This is a genomic window from Celeribacter halophilus, assembly GCF_900114135.1.
GTDB lineage: Bacteria > Pseudomonadota > Alphaproteobacteria > Rhodobacterales > Rhodobacteraceae > Celeribacter > Celeribacter halophilus.
Window position 1 is genome coordinate 155868 of record NZ_FORY01000003.1, and the last position, 13939, is coordinate 169806.

12 protein-coding genes and 1 riboswitch are annotated in these 13939 nt (G+C 61.3%); of the genes, 7 read left to right on the forward strand and 5 right to left on the reverse strand.

Annotated elements, in window-relative coordinates:
* Positions 1 to 84: 84 nt before the first annotated feature.
* From BM152_RS03945 to BM152_RS03955, 3 genes are read right to left on the reverse strand one after another with little or no spacing between them, the layout of a single operon-like run.
* Entirely contained in the window at positions 85 to 1890 is a 1806-nt protein-coding gene (locus tag BM152_RS03945; protein WP_066608147.1) for an FAD-dependent oxidoreductase, read from the reverse strand.
* 8 nt (positions 1891 to 1898) lie between these two features.
* Positions 1899 to 2591: a ferric reductase-like transmembrane domain-containing protein gene (locus BM152_RS03950; RefSeq protein WP_066607731.1), complete on the reverse strand. Its 693-nt coding sequence runs from the start codon at positions 2589 to 2591 to the stop codon at positions 1899 to 1901.
* 4 nt (positions 2592 to 2595) lie between these two features.
* Positions 2596 to 2805, reverse strand: coding sequence for a 4Fe-4S dicluster domain-containing protein (locus BM152_RS03955; RefSeq protein ID WP_066607733.1), 210 nt, complete (start codon positions 2803 to 2805; stop codon positions 2596 to 2598).
* Between the two features lie 173 nt (positions 2806 to 2978).
* On the opposite strand from BM152_RS03955, the gene BM152_RS03960 reads away from it, so the two are divergent.
* The 5 genes from BM152_RS03960 to BM152_RS03980 all read left to right on the forward strand — a co-directional run bounded on the left by BM152_RS03960 (position 2979) and on the right by BM152_RS03980 (position 10055).
* Positions 2979 to 4142, forward strand: a complete 1164-nt coding sequence (locus BM152_RS03960; protein WP_074913959.1) for an efflux RND transporter periplasmic adaptor subunit — start codon at positions 2979 to 2981, stop codon at positions 4140 to 4142.
* Between the two features lie 2 nt (positions 4143 to 4144).
* The gene (locus BM152_RS03965; RefSeq protein WP_066607737.1) at positions 4145 to 7315 is read left to right on the forward strand and encodes an efflux RND transporter permease subunit; all 3171 of its coding nucleotides are present in this window, start codon (positions 4145 to 4147) and stop codon (positions 7313 to 7315) included.
* 251 nt (positions 7316 to 7566) lie between these two features.
* On the forward strand, positions 7567 to 8283 hold the full coding sequence (locus BM152_RS03970) for an RlmE family RNA methyltransferase (RefSeq protein ID WP_066607740.1): 717 nt from the start codon (positions 7567 to 7569) through the stop codon (positions 8281 to 8283).
* Positions 8276 to 9346: a hypothetical protein gene (locus tag BM152_RS03975; RefSeq protein ID WP_066607743.1), complete on the forward strand. Its 1071-nt coding sequence runs from the start codon at positions 8276 to 8278 to the stop codon at positions 9344 to 9346. The genes BM152_RS03970 and BM152_RS03975 overlap by 8 nt, the downstream gene beginning before the upstream one ends.
* Before the next feature lie 223 nt (positions 9347 to 9569).
* Positions 9570 to 10055, forward strand: coding sequence for an RrF2 family transcriptional regulator (locus tag BM152_RS03980; protein ID WP_066607745.1), 486 nt, complete (start codon positions 9570 to 9572; stop codon positions 10053 to 10055).
* 9 nt (positions 10056 to 10064) lie between these two features.
* Here the strand turns inward: BM152_RS03980 and BM152_RS03985 are convergent, their stop codons facing one another.
* Positions 10065 to 11273, reverse strand: a complete 1209-nt coding sequence (locus BM152_RS03985) for an MFS transporter (protein WP_158527940.1) — start codon at positions 11271 to 11273, stop codon at positions 10065 to 10067.
* A gap of 157 nt (positions 11274 to 11430) precedes the next feature.
* Complete coding sequence (gene cobO / locus BM152_RS03990) at positions 11431 to 12042, reverse strand: cob(I)yrinic acid a,c-diamide adenosyltransferase (RefSeq protein WP_066607750.1); 612 nt, start codon at positions 12040 to 12042, stop codon at positions 11431 to 11433.
* A gap of 37 nt (positions 12043 to 12079) precedes the next feature.
* A riboswitch (cobalamin riboswitch) is annotated at positions 12080 to 12286 on the forward strand.
* 212 nt (positions 12287 to 12498) lie between these two features.
* On the opposite strand from cobO, the gene BM152_RS03995 reads away from it, so the two are divergent.
* Positions 12499 to 12885, forward strand: coding sequence for a DUF1636 family protein (locus BM152_RS03995; protein ID WP_066608150.1), 387 nt, complete (start codon positions 12499 to 12501; stop codon positions 12883 to 12885).
* A complete protein-coding gene (gene cobW / locus BM152_RS04000) occupies positions 12882 to 13937 on the forward strand; it encodes a cobalamin biosynthesis protein CobW (RefSeq protein WP_066607754.1) in 1056 nt (351 codons plus the stop codon). Before BM152_RS03995 ends, cobW begins: the two co-directional genes overlap by 4 nt.
* The last annotated feature ends 2 nt before the right edge of the window (positions 13938 to 13939 follow it).

A 13939-nucleotide genomic window follows, 5' to 3' on the forward strand; every position in this document is an offset into this window, starting at 1 on the left:
CGTCTCTTTGCTGTAGAAAATTACTGTAGCAAAGGCGCGACCCGTGGAGGGGTCACGCCTTGTTTTACCGGTTCAGGCCCTGCGTTATGCCTGTTCGGGCCATGCGCTGAAGGGTTGTTTTTCCAGTTGCATCGTGCCGTTTTCGGCTTTGGAGATGTTGATCCATGCCTCCCAGTTCTCCGTGTCAATTTCCGTATAATCCAGACGGTAATGGCTGCACCGGCTTTCGGTGCGCATGAGCGAGGCGCGCAGTTTCATTTCCGCGCTCAGGATCATGTTGCGGGTCTCGTGGGCCAGCCGCAGCTCGTGCATATTGGCCGCGCGCAGCATCGGGGCATGGTGGTCGCGCAACTCCTCGATATAGGCCAGAGCGGCCTGCATCATGGTCTGTTTTTTGACGTAGAGCACGAAATTGGGGATCATCACGCCCTGAAGCGTTTGTGTGACCCATGCCGGACCGTAGCCGGCCTCGCGTTTGAGTGGGGCGAGGATCTCGTCGGTGATGGTGGTCAGCGTCTCTGCGGGGATCTCCATAAGCGGATGTGCGGCGGCAAATTCGGCGGCGGCTTCGCCTGCGATGGCACCCTGCACAGCTGAACCGGCAAGAGAGGAGCCGATCTGGGTGTAGATGCCGCCGGACATATGGCTGCCCAAGGCGTCACCGGCGGCATAAAGCCCCGCGACATTGGAGGCGCAGCGGTCATCGACGGGGACGAGCCCTTCGGATTTGTGAATGGCCATGCCCGCAGAGGCCCCGCCCATCGCAAAGCCGCGCTGCGTTCCGCCGCCGAGAGGTCCGCCCTCCGGTCCGCCTTCTGGTCCACCACCTGGACCACCGGGAGGTGGGCCGCCCGCAGGACTGCCAGCGGAGCCGTCTTCGCCCCCTGCCGGAGGGCCGGAGCGTTGAAATTCGCTCGGGGTGACAGGTCCGCCCTCGACCATCGTCTGCTCTGCATCGGGCGGGGTGCCTGGTCCCATGTTGATCGGGTTGCCCTGCATATAGGCCTGATAGTTCACATCGACGCCCAGATCGTGATGCACCTCGACGGAATTCATGCTCGGCGTCAGTTCGAACATATCGCCCCAGCCGTCATAGCAGGCGGCGGGGTTGACGGAGCGGCCGGTGTGCCCGTCGTTCCATTCCTTGCCGGTGATCTTCGCGCCGATCTCATAGGCCATGATGCTGCCGTCATGGGTGAGGTCGCAGACGGGGAACCCGCTGGGTTTGAACCCGCCTGCGCCGGTGCACAGCACGATGGACTTGGCGGCGATGGTCACGGTTTTCTCGGCATCCAGCAGGAAACCGGCGGCACCGGCGATGCGCCCGTCTTCCTTGATGAGGCGGGTGATCATCAGGCGTTCGACAATCGGGATGTCGCGAGCCTCCAGCGGCACCATAAAGGGGCGATGCGCCAGTGTGGTGTCGAAAAAGCCCCAGTCCTGCAACTCCTTGGCCCGCGCCAGAGAGTTTTCGGCAAGCTGGCGGGTATAGACGGGGTTGTTGGTGCGATAGGCCGACCGCGAGACCGTTTCGACAAATTCGTCGATGCTCACGGTTTCCTTGTCGGGGTCATAGGCGAAATAGCCTTTGGCAAAGGGTGTCAGGCCGGAGGACCCGACGCGGCCCTTGGAGGCGATCATCACCTTGGCCCCTGCGTCATGGGCTTTCACGGCGGCAAACAGCCCCGCCATCCCGCCGCCGATCACGAGGACATCGGTCTGGTAAGTGGTGTTGGTCAGGGTGGTGACATCGATCTCGACATCGTTCTGCGCCCATCCGGCAAGGCCCATGGAACTCAGGCCCGCCACGGCACCGCCCATGGCCATAAAGCTGCGGCGGGTCGGGGAGGTGAGGGGATTGGTGGTTTTCCCGGTTATTGGGTTGGTCATTGGGCCGGTCATTGGGGATGTGCCTCCGCCTTATGGAATTTTGCGCCGATGGATTTGCCGACTGATGCGAACGGGATGCGGTCCGGATAGAGCCGTGCCAGAAGGACAAGGCCCAAGGCGAGTGCGGCGCAGAAGTAGATCGCCAGTCCGAGGCTCATGTGTCGTCCGAGCATGATCACATGGAACAGGGCGGGCAGGATGAAGCCGAGCACCAGCACAGCATGAAGTCCGCGCCAGCCGCGATATTTCTTGCGCATCTTGCGCATGACCTTGCGGCGGAAAAACGCGGTGATCCCGACCGCCACCAGCACCAGCCACGCGAGAATGCCGCTGAGGATGCCGATGTTGGAGAATTGAGTGAGCATGGTGACAAAAGCGGTCCACGGCTCGACACCGCCTTCGAAATAGCGCGGCACGACGATGAGATAGGGATGCGCGAGGATCACGACGATTGCGGTGTAGGCGAGGTATTTATGCAGTTTTTGCACCAATGCGGGTTTGAATGCCTGCGACACCGGCGCGTTGCCTCGCGTCAGATAGAATTGCGCGATGAGCAGGGAGAACCCGACAAGCGTCAAAAGCGACAGCGCGTCCTTGAAAGCGGAGCGGAATGGTGCGTCGCTGAGTATATAGAAACAGACCGGCACACCGATGGCGGCGACAAGGCCGGTCAGGACGAGAGCGAAAGCTTTGCGGGACATGGACCTACCCCCAAGAGACGATGACGGGGATGGATTTCTCCGGCGACATCTCTATGGCGTCGACTGGGCAATACATCCGGCAGAGGTGACATATCTGGCAATCGGCGGGGTAGGTGATCTTGGCCTTGCCGTTCTCCATCCGGATCACGTCGCAAGGACAGGATTTCACACATTCCTCGCAGCCGATACAGCCGTGAATGCTTTTGATTGTCATTGGCTACTCCATTCGCTCGTGGGGGGCTTAAAAAAGAAACGATCCGGAGTGAAAAATCCGTCGGTCACGAAAAATTCATTGATTTTTGCGACGGAAACGATGTGTTCATTCGATAAATATTAAATCCTGCTTTAACCAGTTCGAGAAATCGGCCTCTCAAAACGGACCCCAATATGCGCACAGTCACAGCTATCACTGCCTCAGCCATCATTCTCGGAGGCGCGCATGTTCTGACCTTCGGTGTGCCCGTACCGCTTCAGGGTGTGCTTGGATCGGAAGACGCCCGTGTCACCGGACCTGCGGGGGCAGGCGATACCGGAGCGCGTCAGCGCGGCGGGGCGACCACGGTGATCGCGCAGCCCTTGACCCTGAAACCCTATGAGGATGTGATCCGCGCCGTGGGCAGCGCACGGGCGCTGCATCTGGCGAATGTGACCACGGAATCCGCAGGCGAGGTGGTCGCCACCTATCTGGGCGCCAACCGTCTGGTTGAGGCCGGTGATGTGTTGCTTGCACTGGACCCGCGCACCCAGCAGCTTGCGCTGGATCTGGCGCAGGCCAATCTCAAACAGGCGCAGCAGACTGTGGACCGCTACGAACAGCTGCGCGCCAATGGCAACCTTACCTTGACCGAAGTGGCCCTGTCGGAGGCGCAGATCGCGCTGGAACAGGCCAAGATCGAGGTCGAGATCGCACAGGTCGCGCTGGAGGATCGCACGGTGCGCGCGCCGATCTCGGGGCGGCTGGGGCTTAGCGAGGTCGAGGTGGGCGATATTCTGTCGAGCAACGAGGAGATCGTCTCCATCGACGATCTGAGCGCCTTGCTCATCGAGTTCGAACTGCCTGAACGCGCCATCGGCCTGTTGCAGAAGGACACAACCATTCTCGCCAGCACGCCGAGCTTCACCGGCAAGGTGTTTGAAGGCGAAATCGAAAGTTTCGACAGCCGTCTCGACAGTGTTACGCGCTCCATTACCGTGCGGGCGCAGATCGACAATTCCGACGGGCTGCTCTGGTCCGGCATGACCTTTTCCGTGCGGCTGATCCACGAGAGCGAACCTCTGCCTGCGCTGCCTGCCACGGCAATCACATGGTCGCGGGCTGGATCGAACATCTGGATCGAGGAAGACGGTAAGGCCAAAGCGGTTCCCGTGGTGATTTTGCACCGGCGCAACGAGACGGTCTGGGTCGATACCGATCTGGAGCCGGGCACAATGGTGATCACCGAAGGCGCACAAAAACTGCGCGAAGGAGGGGCGGTGAGAATTCTTGGCGCTGTGGTCGAAGGGGCCTTGTCCCGGTCTGACACCAAAAACAAAGCCGAGGTGCCGTCGTGACGATGACTCCGCAAGAGCCGACGCCCGCGCCCGAAACCGAAAACGCCACGCAAGAGCCTGCGCAAGTGGAGCGTGCCGGTCTGGCCAATCTCTTCATTTCACGCCCGATTTTCGCCATTGTGATCAACCTTCTGGTGCTGATCGCAGGGCTTGCAGCCTTAAATGCCGTCGATGTGCGCGAGATGCCGGATGTGGACCAGCCGGTGCTTTCCGTGCGCACAAGCTATGACGGCGCTGTGCCGGAGACCGTGGATCGTGAAGTGACACAGGTGCTCGAAGAGGCGCTGAGCGCCTTGGACGGAGTGGCCTATATCGAGAGCACCTCGTCGAGCGAAAGCAGCCGGATCACCATTGATCTGTCCGATGGCACCGATATCGACGTGGCCGCCAACGAGGCGCGCGAGATCGTCTCGGAAACCGTGCGGCAACTGCCCGACGATATTGACGATCCGACCGTGACCAAATCCGACACAAACGGCGATGCGATCATCCGGCTGGCGGTTCTGGGCGATGTGCCCTTGGCAGAGCTGACACAGATTGCGGAGACCACGGTCTATGACCGGCTGTCTCTGATTGACGGGATTGCAGAAATCACCATTCGCGGCGACCGGTCCAACGAATTTCGCGTTCTGGTCAATATGCCCTCGCTCTTGAGCCGTGGCCTGACCATGTTCGACGTCTCCGACGCGCTGGAAGCGCTGCGTGACGACACGCCTCTGGGCTCGCTTGACACCTCGGCGCAAAGCCTGTCGCTGCGGGTGGGCAATGAGGAGGTGACACCGGAGATCATCGGCAACCTGCCGATCAACGCCTATACACGCGTCAATGATGTGGCCTTTGTCCAATACGGGCCGGAAGAGCGCGACACCTCCGCGCGGGTGAATGGCAAAACCGCTATTGGCATCGACATCACGCGCCAGTCTGTCGGCAACACGCTCACGATCTCCAAGGATGTGCGTGCGGCTGTGGCGGAACTGGCCGAGGATATGCCCGAAGGGGTGGAGCTCTTGATCACCTCGGATGACGGGGTGTTTATCGAAAGCTCGATCAACGAGGTGGTCAACTCCATCGGTCTGGCCACGCTGATCGTGGTGTTTGTGATTTTTGCCTTTCTGCGCTCCGTGCGTGCCACGCTGATCCCTGCGCTGACCATTCCTGTGGCACTGGTGGGGACGATTGCGGCGATCTGGCTCACCGGCTTTTCGGTGAACACCATCAGCCTTCTGGCCTTGGTTCTGGCAACCGGTATGGTGGTGGATGATGCCATCGTGGTGATCGAGAACATCGTGCGCAAACGCAAGGAGGGCATGGGGCCTTTCGCAGCGGCGGCTGCGGGCACGAACGAGGTGTTCTTTGCGGTGATCTCGACCACGGCCACGCTGGCGGCGGTGTTTATCCCGATTTCCTTCCTGCCCGGACAGGCGGGAGGGGTGTTCAGCGAATTCGGCTTTGTGCTGGCCTTCGCGGTGACGCTGTCCTCGATCACGGCGCTGACGCTCGCGCCGGTTCTGGCGGCCTTTCTCGATCCGGGCAAGGCTGAAGGCGCTCTGGACGAGGATGCGCAGGACAAGCGCCCCTCATGGGCCATGCGGGCCTTTGACATGGTCATGGACCGCGCCATTCGCGCACCTCTTGTCGTGATTTCGATTGCTGGCGCTATGGTGATCATTGCGCTGGGCTCGGCCAGCACCCTGTCGTCGAGCATCACGCCCTCGGAAGATCGCGGCTTCTTTTTGATCTTTGCCCGCGGAGCCAGCGATTCCACCGTCGATTATGTCGAGGAACAAGTGCTTGAAATCGAGGAAATTCTCGATCCTTACCGCGCTTCGGGCGAGGTGGATGCGGTGCAGAGCATCATCGGCATCGGAGGCGGCAATGCGCTGGTGATCGTGCGTTTGGCCGACTGGAACGACCGCGCCCGCAGCCAGCAGGAGATTGCCGCCGAGTTGAGCCGCTCTGTCTCGCGTGTGCCGGGGATTCAGGCGTCGGTCCGCTCGACCAACAGTCTCAACATTCGCGGCGCGGGGCGGGGTCTGACCTTTGCCGTGACGGGCAACAATATCGAAGCGATGACCGCTGCGGCCGAAGAGCTTGTCGAAGCCATGTCCTCCGACGAGATGTTCCTCAATCCGCAGCTTTCGGATGATGCGGTCTCCGCCGAGATGGAAGTGGTGATTGATGACCAGATGGCAGGGGCATTCGGGCTGACCAAATCCGAGATCACCGAGCTGATCAGCGCGATGGTTCAAGGGATTGTGCCCGTGTCGGTCTTCATTGATGACACCGAGGTGGATGTGAACCTGATGTCCGGCGGCGCGCCGATTGATGATCCTACGGATATTGAATCGATCTATCTGCAACTGGACAATGGCGAATTCGTGCCGCTGTCTGCGGCGGCGAAGCTGGAAATGACGGTGAGCCAGTCCACTGTGAGCCGTCAGGCCGGTGCGCTTGCGGTGAGTGTGCAGGCCAACCTTGGCGAAGGGGTTAGTCTCGGAGAAGCCGCCAGCCGGATGCAGGAACTGGCCACCGACATGTTGCCCGACGATATGGGCATCGTGCTGACCGGCGAGGCGGCGAGCCTGAGCAGCAGCCAGCACGCCATGTATATGGTCTTTGCGGTGGCTGGGATTGTCGTGTTGCTGGTGCTGGCTGCGCAGTTCGAAAGCCTGACAAGCGCCGTGGTGATTATGCTCACCGTGCCCTTCGGGATTGCGGCAGCACTGATGACGATCAAGCTCAGTGGCGGCTCGCTCAACTATTACAGTCAGATCGGCCTTGTGATGCTGATCGGTGTGATGGCCAAGAACGGCATTCTCATCGTCGAATTTGCCAACCAGTTGCGCGAGGCGGGGCAAGACATCGACACGGCCATCCGCAACGCGCTGCGGCTGCGCATCCGGCCTGTGATGATGACCATGATCTCTACAGTCTTCGGCGGGCTGCCCTTGGTGCTGACGTCGGGTGCCGGAGCCGAGGCGCGGATTGCCGTGGGCTGGGTGATCGTCGGCGGGCTGGGCTTTGCCACCGTCTTCACCCTGTTCCTCACGCCCGTGTTCTACCGTCTGCTGGCGGGCTATGGCGGGCTTCCCGGTGGGGCGAAGAAACGTCTGCATCTGGAACGCGGCGCGTTTTTCGGTGCGGCGAAAGGCGCGGCCTCCGGTAATACCTGACACGGCAATACATGGCAGAGTGGGGCTTGGGAACACTCCCGAGCCCCTTTGCCACGGTGCTATGGCGATGGTGTTCGCCGTCGCTTTGCGGTAACTTGGGCGCGTTCGGGCCTTATCCGTTTGCGCCGTGATGGTGTGATCCTCACACGCACTGGTATGAGTGCAGGCAGGATCTTTGACAGGATCGTGGAATAGTTTGCTTCGCTTTTGTCACTTGGTATAAGGCCGTTCGATCAAAGGATGCGAAAACCATGGCTGGCAAGAAGAAAACAGGAGCGACCTCTGGGCGCGGTGCGCGCGATTTGCGTGTGAAGGTGAAGTCGGCGCGCGGGCGCAAACTCAGCTCGACGCTATGGTTGGAGCGGCAGTTGAACGACCCCTATGTCAAACGCGCGCGCGAAGAGGGCTACCGTGGCCGTGCGGCGTTCAAGATTCAGGAAATCGACGACAAGTTCCGCTTTCTCGTGCCCGGTGCGCGGGTGGTTGATCTGGGCTGTGCGCCCGGCGGCTGGTGTCAGGTGGCGGTGAAGCGGGTCAACTCGCTGGGCGAGAAGTCCGGCAAGAAGATCGGCACCATTCTGGGCGTCGATCTGCAAGAGGTCGAACCGATCCCGGGCACGGAAATCCACCAGCTTGATTTCATGGAAGACGGCGCGGACGATCAGGTCAAGGAATGGCTGGGCGGCGAGGCGGATGTGGTCATGTCGGACATGGCTGCGGCCTCTTCGGGCCATAAACAGACCGACCACCTGCGGATCATGGCGCTGTGCGAAGCGGCCGCCTATCTGGCCTTTGACGTGCTCTCGCCGGGCGGCACTTTTGTCGCCAAGGTTCTGGCGGGCGGGGCCGAGGGCGATTTGCAGAAATTGCTGAAACAGAAATTCCAGAAGGTGCAGCATTTCAAGCCGCCTTCATCTCGTTCCGACAGTTCCGAGAAATTCGTCGTGGCGACAGGGTTCCGTGGCTAGCGCCGTGTTGCGGCTCAAGGCCGGATCGCTTGATCTGGCGTTTGATCCGGCGGTGGGCAATATCCGGCAGTTCTCTGTTGCAGGGCGCGGGATTTTGCATCGCGCCCATTGGGTCGGCACGGATCAGGCACAGGCCGCAGGCAGCGTGATTGACGCCCATCTGGCGGGGGATTTCCTTGCAGCGCCTTTCGGGGCCTCCGATCTGGTGAATGATCCGCCTCATGGCTGGAGCGCTAATTCGCCGTGGGCCTTGCAGTCCCACAACCAGAGCGCAACGGATGCGCAGATGGTGCTGGCGCTGGAACGTCCTGTGATGGGGGCGCAGATCATCAAAGAGATCACGCTGCGCGCCGCCCAGCCGGTGCTCTATCAGCGTCACCGGATTGCGGGCGGGACGGGCGGACTGACCTTTGCGCATCACCCGATGATCCGCGTCTCCGGTGGCGATCACATTGCGGTCTCACCGAAGCGGGCGGCGCTGACGCCGGAGGAACCGCTGGAACCGGCGCATCTTCTGGCCTGTCCTGCACGCAGCATAGAGTTGACGCGATTTCCGAGCAAGAACGGGCAAGCTATTGATTTGTCATATTACCCGCAGAGTGTCGGTCACGAGGATTTCGTCACGTTTGTGGAAGCGGACACGGAGGGCCTCGGCTGGACCGCTGTGTCACGGGCGCGCGAGGGTGACATTGTCATCTTTGTGAAAGACAGCCGAGTGATGCCGGTCACGATGTTCTGGATGTCGAACGGCGGACGGGGCTACGCGCCTTGGGACGGGCGGCATGTCGGTGTGTTGGGCGTCGAGGACGGTTGTGCTGCGGGGGCTGCCGGACACCGCGCGGCCCTTGGTGACAATGCCGTGGCGCGTGAAGGCGTGGCGACGGCGCTGACGCTTGGTGCGGGTGTGGAGCATATCCTGCGCCACGCAATCGCTGTGATCGCACAGCCGGAGGGCTGGCAGGGGGTGGCGGATATTCGCTTTGAAGATGATCGGATGCGGATCATCGGGCAGGGCGGCGAGGTGCTTTTCTTGCCCTTCGAGACCGCCTTTTTCGCGTCCTGAATTTTGCGCCCTGAAGTATCCTGAGACTGTCCCAACCTGAGGGCGGGGTGTCGGATTGACCGGTAATCGATTGATGTTGTGGCTATCGCATTTTTCGCGGGGCTCAGGTCAATCGCGACAGGGTTTTGCTTTCTGATCCAGATCAACGTCATGGAACCGCGAGGTTTTGTAAACCTGCCGCGTAACTTTGTGCCACTGTTTGCCCTGACGGAGACCACCTGCCATGCGTCTGACGATGAGAACCAACCTCGCTATGCGCGTGCTGATGGCCTGTGCCGTGAACGACGGGCGGATGGTGCGCCGTGCGGGCATTGCCAAGGTGGTCAATGCGTCGGAAAACCATCTGGCGCAGGTGGTGCATCTTCTGGCGAGTGAGGGCTATATCGTGACCACGCGCGGGCGTGCTGGCGGGATCGTTCTGGCGCACCGTCCCGAAGCCATTTCTATCGGTGAGGTGTTCCGGCATTTCGAGGCCCATGTGCCCTTTGCCGAATGTTTCGCGGAGACGGAGAACACCTGCCCGCTGACAGAGACCTGCCGCCTGAGAGTGGCGCTTCATGCCGCTGTGGAGGCATTCTATGGCGTGCTGGACGATCTGACGCTGGCCGATCTGGTGGCGGATAATGGCGGGCTTGAGGCGCTGTTGCACATGCCGGACCCCGATATGATCCTGCCGAAAGCGGGTTGCGCGGCGGGGCGGCTCAACTGAGCGTGCGGGTCAACGTCTGGCCTTGCGCAGATGGGGCTGGTCCGGCTCTTTGAGTGCAAGGATCGCCAGCGCGGAGAGGCCGAGGCAGATCGGCACAGTGGAGAGCGCCACCGTGTGATCATTGCCGGACAGATCCAGCAGCCAGCCCACGAGAGGCTGGAACACCAAGGCCGCGCCGATCCCGATCATGTTGACGAAGGCGGTGACCGTGCCCACGGTGCTCTGGTCCTGACCTTCCTTCGCCATGGCATAGGTGAGCATCTGCGCGCCGCAGAACATGCCGCCGAGAAACAGCGCCGCCGAGAGGGCCAGAATATCGCTGCTGCCGGTGAGGATCACCCAGCCCCACGCGAACATTCCCGCCACAGAACCTGCGAAAATGATCCATTTGCGGTGCCCCAAGGCATCCGAGACCGCGCCCCATAGCACGGACCCCAGCGCCATGCCCCAGAACACCATAGAGACGGCGGTTTCGGAGGCTACGGCAGAGAGGCCGTGATCGGCCACCAGTTCTTCGTTGCCCCACAGCCCGCCATAGACATTGATCGGCATGTAGATGAGCGCGCCGACAAGCGACAGGAGCCAGACCTGCGGGCTTTTGACGATCTGTTTGAGCGGGCCGAGCGGGTTCGGGTGGGTGTCCGTGTCGCCCGCCGAGGGGGCATCGCGGTAGAACAGCAGCGCGAGGAGGAACAGCACCGCCCCGAAGGTGGCTATGGTGAGAAAGGCAGGGCGCCAGCCGATGTGATGGGTGAGCGCTGTGAGCCAGACCACCCCGACCGCCGTGCCCAGCATCCCGACTGCGTTCACAAGGCCGGAGAGCATGGCAAAGCGTTTCGGGGCGAACCAGTGGTTGACCACATAGAGCGCACCGACAAAGGCAAAGGAGGCCCCGAATCCGGTCATCACACGGCCGATGGCGGCGACGGCCAGATTGGGGGCAAGTCCTGTCAGGGCAATGCCACCGGCGCAGAGCGCAATCGCCGGCACGACAAAGCGCCGTGCGCCCCAGCGGTCAAGCAACAGCCCGACCACGATCTGCATCGGTGCATAGACCCAGAAAAACAGCGAGGAAAACACGCCCAGACCAGCGCTTGTGAGGCCGAGATCGTCGGAGATCAGGCTTGTCGCGGTCGAGGGGGCGATGCGGGAGATGAACTCGAACAGGAAAAACAGCGCCGCCAGCGTGAAGGCGAGCGGGCCGGTCCATTGTTTCATGCCGTGTTTGTTGCCTTGGGGGCCTGTGTTTTGGGGCCTGTCCTGCATGGGGTTCTCTGCTGTGTTTTCGTGCTCTGGGCGTCCGGCCCTGTCCTTGGACCATTCGTGCAGCCAGGACAAGAGGGGCAGGACAAGAAGGGAGGGCGGGAGTAGAGGCTCAGAACTCCACGCCTTTCTGGGCTTTGACACCTTCCTTGAACGGATGTTTCAGCAGGGTCATCTCGGTCACCAGATCCGCCGCTTCGATCAGTTCCGGCTTGGCATTGCGCCCCGTCAGGCAGACATGGGTCATGGGCGGTTTTTGAGTCAGCAGGAAGTCCACCACTTCGTCAATGTCGAGATAGTCATAGCGCAGCGCAATGTTGATTTCGTCGAGCAGGACGAACGAGATTGCGGGATCAAGGATTTGTTCCTTGGCAATGCGCCAGCCGTTTTGCGCCGCTGCCACATCGCGTTCGCGGTCTTGGGTTTCCCATGTAAACCCTTCGCCCGAGACGAAAAACCGCACCTCCTCGGGGAATCGTTCACGCAGGAATGTGCGCTCTCCTGTCTCCCAGTTGCCTTTGATAAACTGCACGACAGCGGCGGGCATACCGTGGCTGATACAGCGCATGATCATGCCGAAACCGGAGGAGGATTTGCCCTTGCCCGCGCCGGTATGCACCATGATGAGACCCTTTTCCTCGGTCTTTGTGGCCATCATCTTGTCGCGGGCCGCTTTGATCTTGCGCATCTTTTCATTGTGGCGGGTGGTGAGAGCATCGGTCATGGGCGCGGCCTTTTCTTGACAAGTCGGGAATTTGTCTGGCATCTGGCATCATGCTGGTGCCTGTGTAAACAGGTGAAAAGGGAATGCCGCGCCGAATGAGGCCAAGGCAGCCGCCCCCGCGACCGTGACCGGAGAGGTTTGCGCACCACTGACCCAACGGGGTCGGGAAGGGCGCAGGACCGACAATCGGGTAAGCCGATTGAAATCCGCAAGCCGGGAGACCTGCCAGCGTGAACCGAATGTTACCGGACGGGGTGTGCCGGGTGACGGGTCATGCCTCCGGCCTGTGCCGCTTGCAAAACCTGCGCCCCCTTCCTCCCGTATCCGGCCCTGAACGCTGTAAACCCCGTGGGAGGGACGCGATGACGATGCAAAAGCCCGAGACGCAAAGGCGGCTCTGTGATCCGCTTGGCCAATGTGAGTTTTGGAGTGACCTGTCGCGCGGGCGGTGCCGTCATGGCTGACACCGAACTTCTGGTCTGTGTGAAATGCCGCAAAGGGCAGGAGAGCGCAGAGGACATACGCCCCGGCCAGCGCCTTTTTGACGCCCTGTCGCGCCATGCGCTGCCCGAAGGGCTGCGGCTGCGGGCGGTGGAATGTCTTCAGAACTGCAACGCGGGCTGCTCTGTGGCGCTGCGCGGGGGCAACCGCTGGACCTATGTCTATGGCGGGCTGGATGCCGAGAGTGATGCGCCGATGCTCCTTGACGGGGCGGCGCGCTATCACGCGACTGCGGACGGGCTGATCCCGTGGCGCGAACGCCCCGACCATTTCAAACGCAACTGCGTGGCGCGTGTGCCGCCGCTTGATTTTCCGGATGTAACCCCAGAGGCCGAGACATGACCGAACTTGCAAAACTGCCCGTCACCGTAATCACCGGATTTCTTGGCGCGGGCAAGACCACGCTGATCCGTGAATTGATGCAGAACCCCGGCGGCAAGCGCCTTGCGGTGGTGGTCAATGAATTCGGGGATGTGGGTGTAGATGGCGAAATTCTCAAAAGCTGTGCCATTCCCGACTGTCCGGCGGAGAATATCATGGAACTGTCCAACGGCTGTATCTGTTGCACCGTGGCCGATGATTTCATCCCGACCATCGAGGCGCTTATGGCGCTGGAGCCGCGTCCCGATCATATCTTGATCGAAACCAGCGGTCTGGCCCTGCCCAAACCACTGCTCAAGGCGTTCGACTGGCCGGATATCCGCTCCAAGATCACCGTGGACGGGGTGATTGCGCTGGCCGATGCCGAAGCCGTGGCCGCAGGGCGGTTTGCGCCCGATGTCGCCGCCGTCGATGCCCAGCGTCAGGCCGATGACAGTATCGATCACGAAACGCCGCTCTCCGAAGTCTTCGAGGACCAGATTTCCTGTGCCGATATCGTGCTTTTGACCAAGCCCGATCTGGCAGGGCCGGAAGGCGTGGCCAAGGCCAAGGCAGTGATCGCCAGCGAGGCCCCGCGCCCTGTGCCGGTGATTGAGGTGGCCGAAGGGGCGGTTGATCCGCGTGTCATACTTGGGCTGGAGGCCGCTGCCGAAGACGATATGGACGCGCGGCCCAGTCATCACGACGATCACGGCGAGCACGAGCATGACGATTTCGACAGTATCGTGGTCGATCTGCCGGAACTGAGTGATCCGCAAACACTGGTGCGTGCCATCGAAACGCTGGCCAAGGCGCATAACATCCTGCGCGTCAAAGGCTATGCCGCTGTGGCGGGCAAGCCGATGCGGCTTCTGGTGCAGGCTGTGGGCGCGCGTGTGCGTCATCAGTTCGACCGTCCTTGGGCGGCGGATGAGGCGCGGCAGGGGCGTCTGGTGGTGATTGCGGAACATGACGACATCGACAGGGAGGTGATCGAAGCCGCCCTTGGTGCTGTGCCGCAGCCCGCCGGATAAGA

Excerpts from the sequence above, each read along its gene's own strand:
- BM152_RS03980 (WP_066607745.1), top strand. The coding sequence starts at position 9,570 with ATGCGTCTGACGATGAGAACCAACCTCGCTATGCGCGTGCTGATGGCC.
- cobW (WP_066607754.1), top strand. The coding sequence starts at position 12,882 with ATGACCGAACTTGCAAAACTGCCCGTCACCGTAATCACCGGATTTCTT.
- cobO (WP_066607750.1), bottom strand. The coding sequence starts at position 12,042 with ATGACCGATGCTCTCACCACCCGCCACAATGAAAAGATGCGCAAGATC.
- BM152_RS03945 (WP_066608147.1), bottom strand. The coding sequence starts at position 1,890 with ATGACCAACCCAATAACCGGGAAAACCACCAATCCCCTCACCTCCCCG.
- BM152_RS03950 (WP_066607731.1), bottom strand. The coding sequence starts at position 2,591 with ATGTCCCGCAAAGCTTTCGCTCTCGTCCTGACCGGCCTTGTCGCCGCC.
- BM152_RS03960 (WP_074913959.1), top strand. The coding sequence starts at position 2,979 with ATGCGCACAGTCACAGCTATCACTGCCTCAGCCATCATTCTCGGAGGC.
- BM152_RS03985 (WP_158527940.1), bottom strand. The coding sequence starts at position 11,273 with ATGAAACAATGGACCGGCCCGCTCGCCTTCACGCTGGCGGCGCTGTTT.
- BM152_RS03955 (WP_066607733.1), bottom strand. The coding sequence starts at position 2,805 with ATGACAATCAAAAGCATTCACGGCTGTATCGGCTGCGAGGAATGTGTG.
- BM152_RS03995 (WP_066608150.1), top strand. The coding sequence starts at position 12,499 with ATGGCTGACACCGAACTTCTGGTCTGTGTGAAATGCCGCAAAGGGCAG.
- BM152_RS03970 (WP_066607740.1), top strand. The coding sequence starts at position 7,567 with ATGGCTGGCAAGAAGAAAACAGGAGCGACCTCTGGGCGCGGTGCGCGC.
- BM152_RS03965 (WP_066607737.1), top strand. The coding sequence starts at position 4,145 with ATGACTCCGCAAGAGCCGACGCCCGCGCCCGAAACCGAAAACGCCACG.